Annotated in this window: 12 protein-coding genes; 7 read left to right on the forward strand and 5 right to left on the reverse strand. The window is 68.9% G+C overall.

Going from position 1 to position 14,354, the window contains the following annotated elements; genetic code table 11:
* Positions 1-5: 5 nt before the first annotated feature.
* The 5 genes from Q2K16_RS09005 to Q2K16_RS09025 form a co-directional block, all read right to left on the reverse strand.
* Positions 6-2,132, reverse strand: coding sequence for an RCC1 domain-containing protein (locus Q2K16_RS09005; RefSeq protein ID WP_302742757.1), 2,127 nt, complete (start codon positions 2,130-2,132; stop codon positions 6-8).
* 989 nt (positions 2,133-3,121) lie between these two features.
* On the reverse strand, positions 3,122-3,712 hold the full coding sequence (locus Q2K16_RS09010; RefSeq protein WP_302744694.1) for a hypothetical protein: 591 nt from the start codon (positions 3,710-3,712) through the stop codon (positions 3,122-3,124).
* A gap of 8 nt (positions 3,713-3,720) precedes the next feature.
* Entirely contained in the window at positions 3,721-4,623 is a 903-nt protein-coding gene (locus Q2K16_RS09015; protein ID WP_302744696.1) for a hypothetical protein, read from the reverse strand.
* 90 nt (positions 4,624-4,713) lie between these two features.
* Positions 4,714-5,229: a cupin domain-containing protein gene (locus Q2K16_RS09020; RefSeq protein WP_302744697.1), complete on the reverse strand. Its 516-nt coding sequence runs from the start codon at positions 5,227-5,229 to the stop codon at positions 4,714-4,716.
* Positions 5,229-6,137, reverse strand: a complete 909-nt coding sequence (locus Q2K16_RS09025; protein ID WP_302744699.1) for a LysR substrate-binding domain-containing protein — start codon at positions 6,135-6,137, stop codon at positions 5,229-5,231. Before Q2K16_RS09025 ends, Q2K16_RS09020 begins: the two co-directional genes overlap by 1 nt.
* A 412-nt stretch (positions 6,138-6,549) precedes the next feature.
* Here Q2K16_RS09025 and Q2K16_RS09030 point away from each other — a divergent pair, with 412 nt between their 5' ends.
* From Q2K16_RS09030 to Q2K16_RS09060, 7 genes are read left to right on the forward strand one after another with little or no spacing between them, the layout of a single operon-like run.
* Entirely contained in the window at positions 6,550-7,902 is a 1,353-nt protein-coding gene (locus Q2K16_RS09030; RefSeq protein WP_302744701.1) for an LLM class flavin-dependent oxidoreductase, read from the forward strand.
* A gap of 20 nt (positions 7,903-7,922) precedes the next feature.
* A complete protein-coding gene (locus Q2K16_RS09035; protein ID WP_302744702.1) occupies positions 7,923-9,425 on the forward strand; it encodes an ABC transporter substrate-binding protein in 1,503 nt (500 codons plus the stop codon).
* 38 nt (positions 9,426-9,463) lie between these two features.
* Positions 9,464-10,402 (forward strand): ABC transporter permease, encoded by a 939-nt coding sequence (locus tag Q2K16_RS09040; protein ID WP_302746411.1) that lies wholly within the window; start codon positions 9,464-9,466, stop codon positions 10,400-10,402.
* 1 nt (position 10,403) lies between these two features.
* On the forward strand, positions 10,404-11,276 hold the full coding sequence (locus Q2K16_RS09045) for an ABC transporter permease (protein WP_302744704.1): 873 nt from the start codon (positions 10,404-10,406) through the stop codon (positions 11,274-11,276).
* The gene (locus Q2K16_RS09050) at positions 11,276-12,094 is read left to right on the forward strand and encodes an ABC transporter ATP-binding protein (RefSeq protein ID WP_302744706.1); all 819 of its coding nucleotides are present in this window, start codon (positions 11,276-11,278) and stop codon (positions 12,092-12,094) included. The genes Q2K16_RS09045 and Q2K16_RS09050 overlap by 1 nt, the downstream gene beginning before the upstream one ends.
* The gene (locus Q2K16_RS09055) at positions 12,084-13,004 is read left to right on the forward strand and encodes an ABC transporter ATP-binding protein (RefSeq protein ID WP_302744707.1); all 921 of its coding nucleotides are present in this window, start codon (positions 12,084-12,086) and stop codon (positions 13,002-13,004) included. Before Q2K16_RS09050 ends, Q2K16_RS09055 begins: the two co-directional genes overlap by 11 nt.
* Positions 13,001-14,353, forward strand: a complete 1,353-nt coding sequence (locus Q2K16_RS09060) for an NtaA/DmoA family FMN-dependent monooxygenase (RefSeq protein WP_302744709.1) — start codon at positions 13,001-13,003, stop codon at positions 14,351-14,353. The genes Q2K16_RS09055 and Q2K16_RS09060 overlap by 4 nt, the downstream gene beginning before the upstream one ends.
* Position 14,354: the final 1 nt, after the last annotated feature.

A 14,354-nucleotide genomic window follows, 5' to 3' on the forward strand; every position in this document is an offset into this window, starting at 1 on the left:
TTGGGTCAGATGGCGGCGAATCGGGCGAGGCTGTGGAATTGTCCGCCGGTGACTTCGACGGCGATGGTGCCGGGGATTTGGTTGGTCTTGACGGGGGTGGTGCGGACGGTGAGGGTGCCGTCGCCGAGTTGGCCGTAGTTGTTCAGGCCCCAGGCGAGGATTTGGCCGGGGAGGTAGTTGGGGTCGGTGCTGGTGTTGATGACAGCGAGGCTGTGTGACTGTCCGGCGCCGAGTCCTTCGATGGTGACGCCGGCGGGCAGGCGGACGATGACGGGGGTGTTGCTGTTGCTGCCGCCGCCGTTGCCGAGTTGTCCGGCGGTGCCGGCGCCCCAGGTCAGCACCGTGCCGTTTGCGGTGACGGCGAGGCTGTGGGACAGGCCGGCGTCGATGTCGCGGATCTTGGCGCTGCCGAGGCTGACCGGGACGAAGACGGTGCTGTTGGTGTTGCTGGCGTTGCCGAGTTGTCCGTAGGCGTTGTAGCCGGCGCCGTAGGCGGTGCCGGTGGTGGTCATGGCGAGGCTGTGGAACGCGCCCGCAGCGACGGCCTGGGCCCTGTCGCCGGCGGGGAGCGTGACCTTGACCGGGCTGCGTTGTACGGTGGTCGTGCCGATGCCGATCTGCCCGTAGGTGTTGTCGCCCCACAGGTAGAGGTCGCCGTTCTCGTCCACGGCGATGTTGTGCGCGTTGTGGGTCGCGATCGCTGTCACCACGACACCAGCAGGGACGGTGGCCTTGACCGGGGTCAGGTGAGAGATGGCGTCGCCGGTGCCGAGCTGGCCGCTGTTGTTGCGTCCCCAGGCGTAGACCTCACCGGTGGCGGTCAGGGCGATGCTGTGCCACTGCCCCCCGGCGACCGCAACCGCCTTGACGCCGCCGGGCAGGGTGACCGCCTGCGCGGTGTCGTGCTGGACCGTGTCCCCGGTGCCCAACTGGCCGTAGGCATTGTCACCCCACGTGTAGACGACCCCGTTCTGATCAACCGCGATGCTGTGCGAATAGCCGGCCTCGATACTGTCCAGAATCACACCCGCGGGCAACGCGATATCCGCCGGCGACGACTGGTTCGTGTGCGTCCCGTTCCCGACCTGCCCGGAAGCATTGAACCCCCACCCGAACGCAGGCTCCGAGGTCACCTTGAGCTGCGGCGTGAGCATGACCGAACCACCGGCCAACGCCAACGCGGTGGAGTTCACGACATTCTGCGCATCGACGGCCACAAAGTTGGAACCACCACCACCCGAACTGCCATATGCGCCGCCGCCGGCACCGCCGCCGTAACCGCCACCGCCACCGCCGGCACCCGTGCCCAAGTAGTCGCTGGCGCCGCCGCCGCCGCCGAACACGGCAAGCCCGCCCGGTGTGGTGAAGCCGCCACCGCCGCCACCTCCCTCTACCGTGGAATCGCCGCCGGCGCCGCCGGTGCCGCCGCCGACACCGCCCGGCCAGGCGCCAGCCCCGCCAGCGCCGGTCCCGGTGCCGCTGTCACCCCCGGGCCGGCCACCGTAGCTGCCCCCTCCACCATGACCGACCGCGCCGCCAGGATTGCTGCGGTAGCCGCCGCCGGCGCCTCCGCCGCCGCCGCCCGCGCCGGTGCCCCCGCCTCCACCAGCCGGACCGGCAGCACCGCTGCGACCGCCGGCCCCATCGGCGCTTCCACCATGGCCTGGATAGCTGCCGCCAGTGCCGCTGCCACCGGCGGGTCCGCCGTTGCCGCCAGCCCCTGGCGGGGCACTACCTACGCCGTTGCCGCGTGCTCCGCCGCCGCCGGCGACAGCCAGGAGGACATCGGGCCCGCCGCCGGCGGGCGTCTTGTACACCGCGCTGGCACCGCCGCCACCGTTTCCGGTAGGTCCACCGCCGCCCCCACCGCCGATACCACCACTCGGCCCCTCGGGACGGGCACCGACGAACACGAACAGCAGGTCACCGGCCACCACGGGGAAGTCACCCTCCACCAAACCGCCACGACCACCCGGGTAGCCGCCGCCGCCCCAACCACCGCCGCCAGCCACACTGAGCGACACGACGTCGACACCCGCCGGCACAACATACGGCTCCGAATAGAATCCAGGAATCGCGTAGGTGATGGCCGCGGAATCGTCAGCGCGCTCGGCAGGTTCCTTGTGTCCCATGCTGTTTCTCCTAGTTCTCTCGCCTCACCTGCGGTGAAGGGGCTTCTTCCCTCACCCGTCGAACGGGATTGGGCAGAGGGCTGGGTGGATGAGCCGGGCAAGGCCGTGGAATCGGCCGACAGTGACACCGATGGTGATGGTGCCGGGTTGCTGACGTTGTTCCACGAGCCGTTGAATCCGATGCCGCTGGTCACCTGCACCGGAGCGTCTCGGTCGGCGGTCGCGCCGTCACCGGTCGGCCTTTGTTGCGTCCCCCGCATACACCTCTACGGTTCTGGGCAGGACGAAACGATTCGTCACGCTGACCTCGCAGCGTTCACGTGCAGTCACACACATGGGCCTCATACGGGATGAGGAATGACCTCCGCCGCACCGTTGCGGTCAACAAGGGCAACACGCCTACGGACTTGACCCACCGACGCCACAGCAGCGGCGGCGCGAGGGATTTCACATTAGAGGGATCATTAAGGCGCCCAAAATTCATGATTGCACCTCAATTGTTTGATCGCAACCCGGAAGTCGTAAACAATTGCATGAAAAGCACTCACCTACCAACCATGACCCAGCAGCGGGCCCCCGGCCACGACTGGCCCCGCGTGACGCCGGATGGTTCAGGAACGCATATTGTGAGTTGTGCTCGCGGATAGCGACTCTGGCGCATGCCCACAGTAAGGGTCGTGACCTTTGGTAGCACCGCTGGGCAGTCCAACGCCACCCAGCGTGCCCTTCTCATCGTGACGGTCATGGCTGGTACGACACCCGCGCATCAGCAAGACCTCGGCTGGCGGTCCCAGACGAGTACGAAGCCCACCGACGCCAGGTAACCAACCTGGCTGCCCCGGGTTGACCAAACCCTCTGGCAAACCGGGGAACCTCAACGCGCGTCTACAGCGCGTCGCTGGACGCCCCGTCGAGGGCTCGTCCCCGCAGCGTGCGGATGTGCACCTGGCCGTTCCTGTGGCGAATCCCTCTACCGCCGGCTACTGCAGCTAGGCGTTGCATCGGGCGTGCCAGTCCGCGCTGGCCCGGGTGGCGCAGAGGTAGGAGTTGCTGGCCGCGACGTCCTCGGCGCTCAGATGGGTCTTCAGGGGTTTCCGGGCGAGCACGCCGTCAGCTGCAGTGGTCAGTTCGAACGTGTCGGTCGCCTCGATGGCTGAGCTGCCGGGATCGAACCCCGGCACCTCCCGGTTGCGCTGGTCCGTGTACCAGACCTTCGTATAGGTCCCGGTGAGGCCCGCGTTCGCCGGAGCGAAATGGAGGTCGGCATGGCCGGAACACATCTCCGGCTCCGGATCGGTCATCGAATCAGTGCATGGGCCGGCATTCCAGGTTTCGACGCCGCTACCGTCGCTGTTGATGAGCAGCGTCGCGCCGTGAACGGCCCACCTGCCGACGAAGGGCAGAAATGCGGATTCGTCGGCCGCCGTGTCACTGGCCGTGCCCGGGGGGCCCGGATCGACCGCCCGGTTGCCCGTCGGGCCTTCCCGATCATCGAGGTGCTGGCTCAGGAGCAGCACCGCACCCGCAAGGAGCACCGCGACGATCGCGACCACCGGCCAACTGCGGCGAACATCGTCCATAGAGCACCTCACCGGGGTTGACTGGCGCTGGTCCACTTCCGGGTACGTGGATCGAAGTAGTACGGCTTGGCTGCCGAGCCCCCGGTGAAACGGAACGGCTTGCCGTGGTCGTTGACGACGAGTTCGCCGGTCCGGCCGGCGGAGGCCCAGTCGATCTCGACGATCCAATCGACGTCGTGCAGGTGTCCGAGCGGAGCGAGCTCGAAGACTTCCACGTCGCTGGCGGACACCTGGTACGGGAACGAGACCGCCGGGATCTCGTTTCCCGCGGCGTCCTGGCCGTCTTGTGGGATCACCCGGATCGGGTCGGCGTCCAGGTTGTCGACGGCGAACCAGCGTGGCGAGACGCCGCCGCAGCCGAGGGCGGCCATCGCGGTACCGGTGACCGCCGGCCGGCGCGTCAGTGCCTTGGCGCGTAGACCGGTGAGGACGACGGTGCGGTCGTCGCGCCCCTGAACCGTCAGGGTCAGTACCGTCCCGGCGGTCGGCACCCCGCCGTTGGCCGCCGCGAACCGGAGTTGCTCGTCCCGGCTGCCGGGCAGCGGTGCCAGTTGGTCGGCAGCCTTGGGGAACGCCCAGTTCAGGCCAGTGGAGCAGGCGTCGTTCGTCGGTGAACCGTACGAGACGGACACCACCGGTCCCTCGTCGGGCGTCGCCGACGGCGAGCCGACAACGGCGTACCTGACCTTCTTCGCCCCGGTGCCGATGGCCTCGGTGATCAGCGTCGTCATTGCGCCCGTCAACGCGACGACCAGAATGCCGGCCAACCAGACCACAGTTCTGCGATGCCAGGGAACAGGCTGTTTCTTGGTTGAATCCGGTGCTACTCGTCGGCTGCGGTGCGCTTTACGTGACACGCAGCCCCCAACCGGATAGGTCCCATCAGAGTGTAGCTTCCGCCGCAGATCCACGCGTCGCGCTGCGCCGGAACCCGCACCGACCATCCGATGCGACGCGGCAGATGGGATGCAGCAGTCAGCGACACCCGGATGCGACATCTGCTAAGCGATGGTGACCTCGGACCAGGAGAGTCCGTCGAGGTTCACCACGATCGCCTCCTGGGTGGTCCGGGCGATGACGACGACCGCCTCGGTGTCCGGGTCGGGATTCTCCTCGCGGTGCGGCACGTACGGCGGCACGAAGACGTAGTCGCCGGGAGCGGTCTGGATCCGCGTCTCCACCGGCTCGTCACCCTCCAGATCGAGGAAAACGAAGACGGGGGTGCCGGACACGACGAAGATCGCCGTCTCGGACCTGCCGTGGTGGTGGTTGCCGGAACTGGTGGCACCGGGCACGTGGGTCTGGCCCATCCAGAGGTGGCGGGCGCCGACCGTCTTGCCGCTTATCGCTTCGACGCGCCGCATGCCGGAGGTCTGCGTGGTCTGCTCGACCAACGACGTGGGCGCGATCCGGTGCAACTGTCGGTGAAACGGATCGATGTCGGCGGGTAGCAGGACGCCGCTGGGGGTGCGGACGGCGTCTCCGGCGGAACCAGCCGGGAGGTGAACGGCGGACATCAGGCTGCTCCCAGTAGGGGGGTCACGGATCGGATCGGGATCGGTGCGGGTCCGCGTCGGTCGAGCAGGTGGGTCAGCGCCCGCACCGCCGCATCGACGAGGTGGTCGGGTAGGCCGCGGCGGGGCGTCACCGACAGGGCCAGTGGTGGCGCCGCGGGTAGTTCGTCACGAGCGACCAAGCCGTCGGGGCTCCTGCCGAGTGTGGCCATCAGTCCGACGCCGAGGCCGGCGCGGACCGCCGCCTGGAACCCGGCCAGATTCGCGGCCTCGCAGCCCAGCTCGACCGAGACACGGTTCGCGGCCAGCGTCTCCAGTGCCCGGGTACGCAGCGCGCACGGAGGGTCGAAAGCCACCAGCGGGACCGGCTCTCCGCGCGCCGGAGGTCCCCACTGCGGGGCCGAGTACCAGGTCAGTTCGAGTTCCCCGACAGTGCGTGCGGCGGGCTCCTCGGCCGGACCGAGCAGGAGCGCCAGATCGATCCGGCCGTCCGCCAGCCGGGAACGCAGCTGGGTGCCGCGGTCGATCCGGAACTGGACCCGGCAGTGCGGGAAGGTCGCCTTGAGTGAGCTGGCCAGCCCCGGCAGGAGTTGGGCTGCGGCGTGTTCGGTCGAGCCGATGACCAGGGTCTGGCTCAGTTCCGACTCCACGCCCAGTTCACGCAGCGTCTCGTCGTGTAGGGCCAGGATCCGACGGGCGTGGCCCAACAACGCTTCGCCGGCGGCGGTGAACCGGGAGCCGCGCCCCTCCCGCTCGATGAGGGTCCGGCCGAGTGTTTCCTCCAGCCGGCGCACGTGCTGGCTGACGGCACCCTGGCTGAGGTGCAGCGAGGTCGCCGCGCGCTGGAAGCTGCCGCAGTCGGCGACGGCAACGAAGCTGCGGAGCGGAATGATGCCGAGGTTCCTGGCCATACCTACCAGCTTACTAGGAAATAGTTTAGCGGTGGTAATGGGTCCTCATCACGATCTTTCGTTGGACATGCCCACCCGGAGCGCACCATACTCGGGGACATGAGTCGGCGACCTGCAGTGATACTGACGTGTCGCCGCTGGCTCGACTACGGTCGGAGCGCGGCGGCGCTCTGTTGCTGACCCGCTGCGAGCGCTGACCCCGCCGCAGCCCCGTCTCGGGCCGGCAGTGCAGCTGGCCCTTCCGTCCCGCGACCGTACGTGATCCGGCGCTTCCCGCTGCCCCCTGGATCACCGAACCCGGCCGCGCATCCGCGTATCCCGCGCCTGACAGCCCTGGTGGTCGACCACGACCGCCACGGGGAGGCTCAGCGCGCCCGGAATACCCCTTCCGCCGCGAACGAAGGACATCATCGTGACCCGTAACACGCTGAAACTCGGCGCCGTCCTCCTCGGAGTGGGCGGGCCAGGTCAGCACAGTACCTGGCTGAACCCGGAGATACCGGGTGACGCCAGCGTCGACATCCGCTGGTACATCGCCCGCGCCCAGCAGGCCGAGGCGGCCAAGTTCGACCACGTCTTCATCGTCGACAGCCAGTTCATCACCCCGGACTCGCCGCACCACTACCTCAACCGGCTGGAACCGCTCACCCTGCTGTCGGCGATCGCCGTGCACACCACCTCGATCGGGCTGGTCGGCACACTCACCACGTCGTACAACGAACCGTTCAACGTGGCTCGGCGGCTCGCCTCACTCGACCTGATCAGCGGCGGCCGGGCCGGATGGAACGTGGTGGCCACCGGCGACGGCGGCACCGCCGGAAACTACAGCCGCACGGAACACTACGACTACCCCAACCGGTACGGCAGGGCACTGGAGCACGTACGGGTCGTCCAGGGCCTCTGGGACTCGTACGAGGACGACGCCTTCCCGCGTGACAAGGAACGCGGGGTGTTCTTCGACAGGTCCCGGCAGCATCCGCTGAACCACGTCGGGGAGCACTTCTCGGTCGTCGGGCCGCTGAACATCCAGCGGTCGCCGCAGGGACAACCTGTCATCTTCCAAGCCGGCGACTCCGACGAGGGTCGCGACCTGGGCGCCGGCATCGCCGAGGCGATCTTCACGCATGCCCAGACGATCGAGCAGGGCCTCGCGTTCGCCCGGGACATCCGGGCGCGGGCAACGGCGAAGGGGCGCAACCCCGACCACATCCTGATCCTGCCCGGGATCAGCCCGATCATCGCCGACACCGACGAGCAGGCCCGGGAGAAGGAACGCCACCTTCTCGACAGCAGGAGCTTCGACCGCGCGCTGAAGGAACTGGGCCGCCCGTTCGGCTGGCACGACTTCTCCCAGTACGACCTGGACGCCCCCTTCCCCGACGTCGGTGACCTGGGCGAGCGCAGCTTCCGCACCCAGGCGGAACGGATCAAGAAGGTGGCCCGCGACAACGGGTTCACGCTCCGCCAGACCGTGCTGCACGCCCTGGACTCCTGGCGCTCACCGTTCGTCGGCTCCCCACTCACAGTCGCGAACGAGATCCAGCGGTGGTATGAGGCCGGTGCCTTCGACGGGATCAACATCTCGGTGAACGTACCGAGCGAGTTCGCCCGGTTCACCGACGACGTCCTGCCGATTCTGCGGGAACGCGGCGTCGTGCGCAGCGAGTACGAGTCGACGACGCTGCGCGGCAACCTCGGCCTGCCCATCCCGGAGAACATCCACACCGCGGCCCGCCGGGCCGAACGGCCCACCCCCGTCACGTGACCACCCAGGAAGGCACGACGATGAGACTGACACGACTGGCTGCCGCCCTCACCGCCGCCGTTCTGGGACTCTCCGGCTGCGTGGGTGGCGACACGGCAGCAACCGGCGAGGCGACCCTACGCTGGGCGGTCACCCTGCCGGCGCACTGGGACCCGGTGGTCAGCGGCAGCGGTGCGCAGTTCCGCATCCTCTCCCTGGCGTACGCGTCGTTGACCGAGATCGACGAGCAGGGCAAGGCCGCGCCGGGCCTCGCCGAGAGCTGGGACTACAACGGCACGGGCGACAAGGTCACCTTCCACCTACGGCCAGGCCTCACTTTCAGCGACGGCACGCCGCTCGACGCCGCTGCGGTCAAGGCGTACCTGGAACGGGCCAAGACGCAGCAGAACTCGGCGCTCTTCGGCGACCTCACGTCGATCAAGTCGGTGACCGCCCAGGGTGACCGGGACGTCGTCATCGCCTTGACTCAGGTGGATTATCAGATTCCGCTGCTGCTCGGCCAGCGGGTCGCCCAGATCACCAGCCCGACGGCGGCCCGGGATCCGGCCGCGCTCGACAAGTCGCCGGTGGGCGCCGGCCCGTTCGTCGTCAGCGAGCTGGTGCCGGGCTCACACGTGTACCTGAAGAAGAACCCGAAGTACTGGGACGCCGCGAACATCCACCTCGACCGGGTGGAGTTGCTACCCGCGCCCGAGGCCGCCACCATCGTCTCCGGCCTCAAGACCGGCGTGTACGACTTTGCCAACATCAACGCCAACCAGGTCAAGGAGGCCGAAGGCGCCGGACTCGACGTGGTGTTCCAGCCGGGCTTCAACGCCTCGAACATCAGCATCAACGTCAACAAGGCACCGTTCACCAACCCGCTGGTCGTCGACGCGGTCCGGTACGCGGTCAACCGGCAGGAGTTCGTCGACAAGCTCACCTTCGGGTACGGGGAACCCACCGACCAGCCCTTCCCGACCAAGTACCTCGCCTACGACAAGGAGTCGGCGCAGCGTTACCCGTACGACCCGGCCAGGGCGAAGCAGCTACTGGCGGAGGCCGGCTACCCGCCCGGCCAGATCAAGCTCGACCTGGTCATCGCTCAGACCTTCGCAACCGCCGCCGAGGTCGTCCAGTCCCAGCTGGCCGCCGTCGGCATCACCGTGACCATCAGGTCCGACCCCAACTGGGAGAAGCCCTTCTTCGCCAAGGAACTCACCCTCTCCCTCTACGGCACCACCGGCCGGGAGTCACCGGTGCAGACCCTCACGGCCCACTTCGGCCCCAACGGACCGCTGAACCTCAGCTCGCCCTACCAGCCGGAAGGCTTCGAAGAAGCGATCTCGCTGGCCCGGCGTACACCACTGGACTCGCCCGACTACGAGAAGAACCTCCAGGCGGCGACCCGCGCCGGGCTGCACAGCCGGGCCCTGGTGTTCACGTACTCGCAGCCGAACATCTTCGTGAAGAGCCCCAAGCTCTCCGACCTGCTGCCGATTCCCGGTCAGATCCACTGGACAGGCCTGCGAGTCTCGCCGTGACCACGTCGGTTCGCCGGGCTGCCGGCCGGGTTCTGGCGGTGTTCGCCCGCTCGACTGCGATCTTCGTACCGGTATTCCTGGTGGCGACATTCGTGACCTTCGCGCTGCGGGCACTGAGCGGGCTGAGCCCGGCCAACCTACAGCTCGGCGAGTCGGCCACCCCGGAGGCGATCGCCCAGATCGAACGGCAGTGGGGGCTGGACCGCCCGTTTCTGACCCAGTATTTCGACTGGTTCGGTGACCTGCTCGCCGGGGATCTCGGCACGAGCTGGTACAACGGCGCGGACATCTCCCGGCTGCTGATCGAAGGAGCGACGATCAGCCTCTCCGTGGCCGGGTTGGCGCTGCTGATCGGAGTGGTGTTCGGCTTCGGCTTCGGTGTGCTGGCGGCACTGCGCCGGACCACCTGGGTCGACCGCGCGATCACCGGGTTCATGACGTTCATCTCGGTGATGCCCTCCTTCGTGGTCGGCATCGCGCTCGTCGGCGTCTTCGCCGTCGGGCTCGGCTGGCTCCCCTCCGCCGGCTACGTGCCGGCGGAACGGGGGGCCGGGCTCTGGCTGGCCCACATCACCCTGCCGGCCATCGCGCTGAGCTTCGACACCATCTCCGACATGGCCCGGCAGTTGCGGGCCGGGCTCGTCGCCGCCTACCGGGAGAACTACGTGACCGGCGCGGTCGTCCGCGGGCTGAGCCCACGGCGGATCTTCTTCCGGCACGTCCTGCGCAACGGCATCGGACCGTCGCTGGCGGTGCTGGGCCTGAAGTTCCCCAACCTGCTCGGCGGCGCGGTGGTCACCGAGGCGATCTTCGGGATGCCCGGGTTCGGTCAGTTCGCCGCCGGCTCGGCCCAGCGCGGCGACGTGCCCGCCGTACAGGGGGTGTTGGTCGTCTCGATCGTGCTGGTCGTGGTCTTCAACCTGCTGGTCAACATCGTCCTCGCCCGGGTGGCGCCGGCCTCGGCGAGAGGGGTGTGACGTGTTCCGGCGAATCCTCACCCTGACCTCGGGACGCATCGCCGTGGGCATCCTCACCGTGGTGGCGTCGCTCGCGATCCTCGGCCCGGTGCTCGCCCCGCACGACCCCCTGGTCGGCACCGCCGACATCCTGGCATCGCCGTCGCGGGCCCATCTGCTCGGCACCGACTACCTCGGGCGGGACGTCCTCAGCCGCCTGCTCGACGGCTCCCGGGTGAGCGTGCTCGGCGCCGTGCAGGTGGCCCTGATCGCCCTGATCGCCGGGGCGATACCCGGCATCGCGTCGGTCTACCTGGGACGGAGCTTCGAGTGGGTGACGCTGCGGCTGGCCGACACGCTCATCGCGCTGCCGTTCCTGGTCTTCGCCGTCGCAGTGACCGCCCTGCTGGGCAACGGCATCCCGCAGGCCATGTTCGTGGTCGGCGTGATGGTTTCCCCACTGTTCTACCGGGTGTCCCGGGCCGCCACCCTCTCGGTGGCGCACTCGCCGTACGTGGAGGCGGCGATCGTGGCCGGCGCCTCGGTCGGTTGGGTGATCCGCCGGCACGTCTGGGTCAAGGTGCTGCCACCGATCGCGGTCGCCCTGGCGAACACCACAGGCGTCGGCTTCGTCATCGTCTCAAGCCTGACGTTCCTCGGCATCGGTGTGCGGCCACCGGCACCGACCTGGGGCGGTGTTCTCGCCGCCGACCTCGGCTACCTCAGCTTCCAGCCGTGGGCACCGCTGCTGCCGACGGCACTGATCATGGCGACGGTGTGGGCCTGCAACCTGCTCGCCGACGCGATCCGAGACGTCACCGGCGAGGCCGGCCGGGCGCTGCTGAACACCAGAAAGGTTCGCGCCGCCCAGACCGGCGCGGGAAGGGAAGAGTGATGGCGCTGCTGTCGCTGCGGGATGTTCGGATCCGCGACGGAGTCGGTGAACGTGACGTGGTGAACGGGGTGTCGTTCGACCTCGCCCCCGGCCGGGTCGTCGGCATCGTCGGAGAGTCCGGCAGCGGTAAGACGCTGACCTGCCGTGCCGTACTCGGAATCCTGCCGGAACACTTCACCGTGGCGGGCGGGACGATCGAACTCGCCGGACGCGACACGGCGACGCTGACCCAGCGGGAGTGGACGGCGCTGCGCGGCGCCACCATCAGCGCCGTCTTTCAGGACCCGGCCTCCTACCTCAACCCGTCGCTGACGGTGGGCAGCCAGATCGCCGAGGTGGTCCGGGTCAAGAAGGGCGCGGGCCGTCGCGAGGCGAAACGGCGGGCCGTCGAACTGCTCTCCGCAGTCCGGCTGCACGACCCCGAGCTGAGCTACCGGCAGTACCCGCACGAACTCTCCGGCGGCATGCTCCAGCGGGTGCTGATCGCGGCGGCGATCGCGGCCGACCCGCAGGTGCTGATCGCGGACGAAGCCACCACGGCCCTCGATGTCACGGTGCAGGCAGAGATCCTGGACCTCCTCGCCGACCTGCGCGAACGTACCGGACTGGCGCTCGTCGTCGTCTCGCACGACCTCGCCGTCGTCGCGCAGCTCTGCGACGAGGTGCTGGTGCTGCGGGCCGGCGAGACGGTCGAGCAGGGGCCGACGGAACAGATCCTCTTCGCACCCCGCCACGAATACACCCGGCTACTCATCACCGAACACGAGCAGTACGGGCTGGACCGGGTCATGGACCGGGAGCTGGACCATGTCGGCTGAGCCCACGGTCAACCCGGCCTCCGAAGCGGCAGAACGGGCGGGGACCGTCGACAGCCCGCCCGTGATCGAGGTTGCCGACCTGAAGGTGCGGTACCGGCGTGCCGCCGGATGGCAGTACGCCCTGCGCGGCGTGTCGCTGTCGGTGGCACCCGGCGAAACGGTAGGCGTCATCGGCGAAACCGGTTCGGGCAAGTCGACGCTGGCTCGCGCGATCGTCGGCCTGGTCCGCCCGGCCGGCGGCCGGATCCTCGTCGCGGGCGAGGAGGTGACCAGGTACCACGCCCGGCAGTGGCGGGCAATGCGCCGGCGGGGGATCGTGCAGTACGTCTTCCAGGACCCGCTACGCAGCCTCGACCCCGACCTGACCGTGGCGGATTCGCTGATCGAGCCGCTGCTGATCCAGGGCCGGCCCCGACGGGAGGCCCTCGACCGGGCCCGCGAGTACGTCGCGCGGGTGCACCTCGACGAGGCGCTGCTGTCCCGCCTGCCCGGCGAACTCTCCGGAGGCCAACGTCAACGGATCACCGTCGCCCGGGCCCTCGTCACCGACCCCCGGGTCGTCATCCTCGACGAACCGGTCAGCGCCCTCGACGCGGCCAACCGGGTCCGGGCGCTGGAGTTGCTCAGACAGTTACGCGACAGCGGCACCGCGCTCGTGTTCATCTCTCACGACCTCGGCTCGGTCGCCGGGATCGCCGACCGCATCGCCGTGCTCTATCGGGGCGAGATCGTCGAGGACGGTCCCGTCCGCGCCGTGGTGAACGCCCCACAGCATCCCTACACCCGGCTGCTCATCCGCTCCGCGCCGACGTTGCGCTCCGCAGGGGCCCTGCGCTCCGTAGCGGTTGGCCGCGCCGACCGCGAGGCGCTACGTGAGCTGCTACAGACCACCGGAGGAACAGCACCATGACCCGACAGATCAGACTCGCCCTGCGCGCGTACGGGGTCGGTGGCCCCGGCCAACACGGCCTCTGGAAGGACCCACGCGTCCCGAACAACGCCAGCATCGACATCGACTGGTACATCGCCCAGGCCAAGGCCGCCGAGCATGCCACCTTCGACGCACTCTTCATCGTCGACAGCCAGTTCATCGATGCGAGCTATCCACCGCACTACCTCAACCGCCTGGAGCCGTTGACCCTGCTGTCCGCAGTCGCCGTACACACCCGGCACATCGGACTCGTCGGCACCCTCAGCTCCACCTACAACGCGCCGTTCAACGTGGCCCGCCGATTCGCCTCACTGGACCACATCAGCCGGGGCCGGGCCGGCTGGAACGTGGTCACCAGCATGGACCCGGGCACCTCCCGCAACTACGGCCTCGACCAGCACCTCGACTACACCACCCGGTACGGCCGGGCGCTCGAACACGTCCGTGTGGTCCGTGGACTGTGGGACTCGTACGAGGACGACGCCTTCGTCGCCGACGTGACGCGCGACGTCTTCCTCGACCCGACGCGGCTGCATCCGCTCAACCATGAAGGGGAACACTTCACGGTCGCCGGGCCGCTGAACATCTCCCGCTCACCACAGGGCCAGCCGGTGATCTTCCAGGCCGGGGTCTCCGAGGAAGGGCGCAACCTGGCGGCACAGGTCGCCGAGGGCATCTACGCACCGGGCGGCTCGCTGGAGTCGGCACGGGACTACTACGCCGACCTCAAGCGACGTACGGCGGCGGCCGGGCGCAACCCCGATCACCTGCTCATCTTCCTCGGCGCGCAACCGGTGATCGCCGGCACCGACGCCGAGGCGCACCGGCTCTCCCGGGAGATCTTCGACGCGGACAACGACTTCGCGCGCAAACTCGCCGCGTTCGGCCGGGCCTTCGGGGCCTACGACTTCACCCAACACGACCTCGACGCACCCTTCCCGGACGTGGCAGCGCTCGCCGAGCGGGGCAACCGAACCTGGGGTACCGCGATCGTCGAGCGGGCCCGGGCAGAGGGGCTGACCCTGCGCGAGACGGTGCTCGCCTTCACCACGTACCGGCCGTCGCCATTCACCGGTGATCCGGTCACGGTGGCCGACACCATCGAAAGCTGGTTCGCGGCGGGTGCTTTCGACGGCCTGAACCTGGGCTTCCGTACCTCCGACGACCTGGCGCGGTTCGTGGCCGACGTGGTGCCGCTGCTGCAGACCCGAGGCCTGTTCCGCACCGAGTACGAAGCGGACACACTACGCGGAAACCTCGGCCTGCCGATCCCGGAGAACCGCTGGACCGCCGCCCGCCGCCCGCTCGTCGCGGGGGCCGTCCGATGAC

The sequence above is a fragment of the Micromonospora cynarisoli genome, from assembly GCF_030518815.1.
Taxonomy (GTDB): Bacteria; Actinomycetota; Actinomycetes; order Mycobacteriales; family Micromonosporaceae; genus Micromonospora; species Micromonospora wenchangensis.

Bases quoted from the DNA above. Each gene is read 5' to 3' on its own strand.
- Q2K16_RS09005 (WP_302742757.1), bottom strand. From the start codon at position 2,132: ATGGGACACAAGGAACCTGCCGAGCGCGCTGACGATTCCGCGGCCATC.
- Q2K16_RS09010 (WP_302744694.1), bottom strand. From the start codon at position 3,712: ATGGACGATGTTCGCCGCAGTTGGCCGGTGGTCGCGATCGTCGCGGTG.
- Q2K16_RS09020 (WP_302744697.1), bottom strand. From the start codon at position 5,229: ATGTCCGCCGTTCACCTCCCGGCTGGTTCCGCCGGAGACGCCGTCCGC.
- Q2K16_RS09025 (WP_302744699.1), bottom strand. From the start codon at position 6,137: ATGGCCAGGAACCTCGGCATCATTCCGCTCCGCAGCTTCGTTGCCGTC.
- Q2K16_RS09035 (WP_302744702.1), top strand. From the start codon at position 7,923: ATGAGACTGACACGACTGGCTGCCGCCCTCACCGCCGCCGTTCTGGGA.
- Q2K16_RS09050 (WP_302744706.1), top strand. From the start codon at position 11,276: ATGGCGCTGCTGTCGCTGCGGGATGTTCGGATCCGCGACGGAGTCGGT.
- Q2K16_RS09055 (WP_302744707.1), top strand. From the start codon at position 12,084: ATGTCGGCTGAGCCCACGGTCAACCCGGCCTCCGAAGCGGCAGAACGG.
- Q2K16_RS09060 (WP_302744709.1), top strand. From the start codon at position 13,001: ATGACCCGACAGATCAGACTCGCCCTGCGCGCGTACGGGGTCGGTGGC.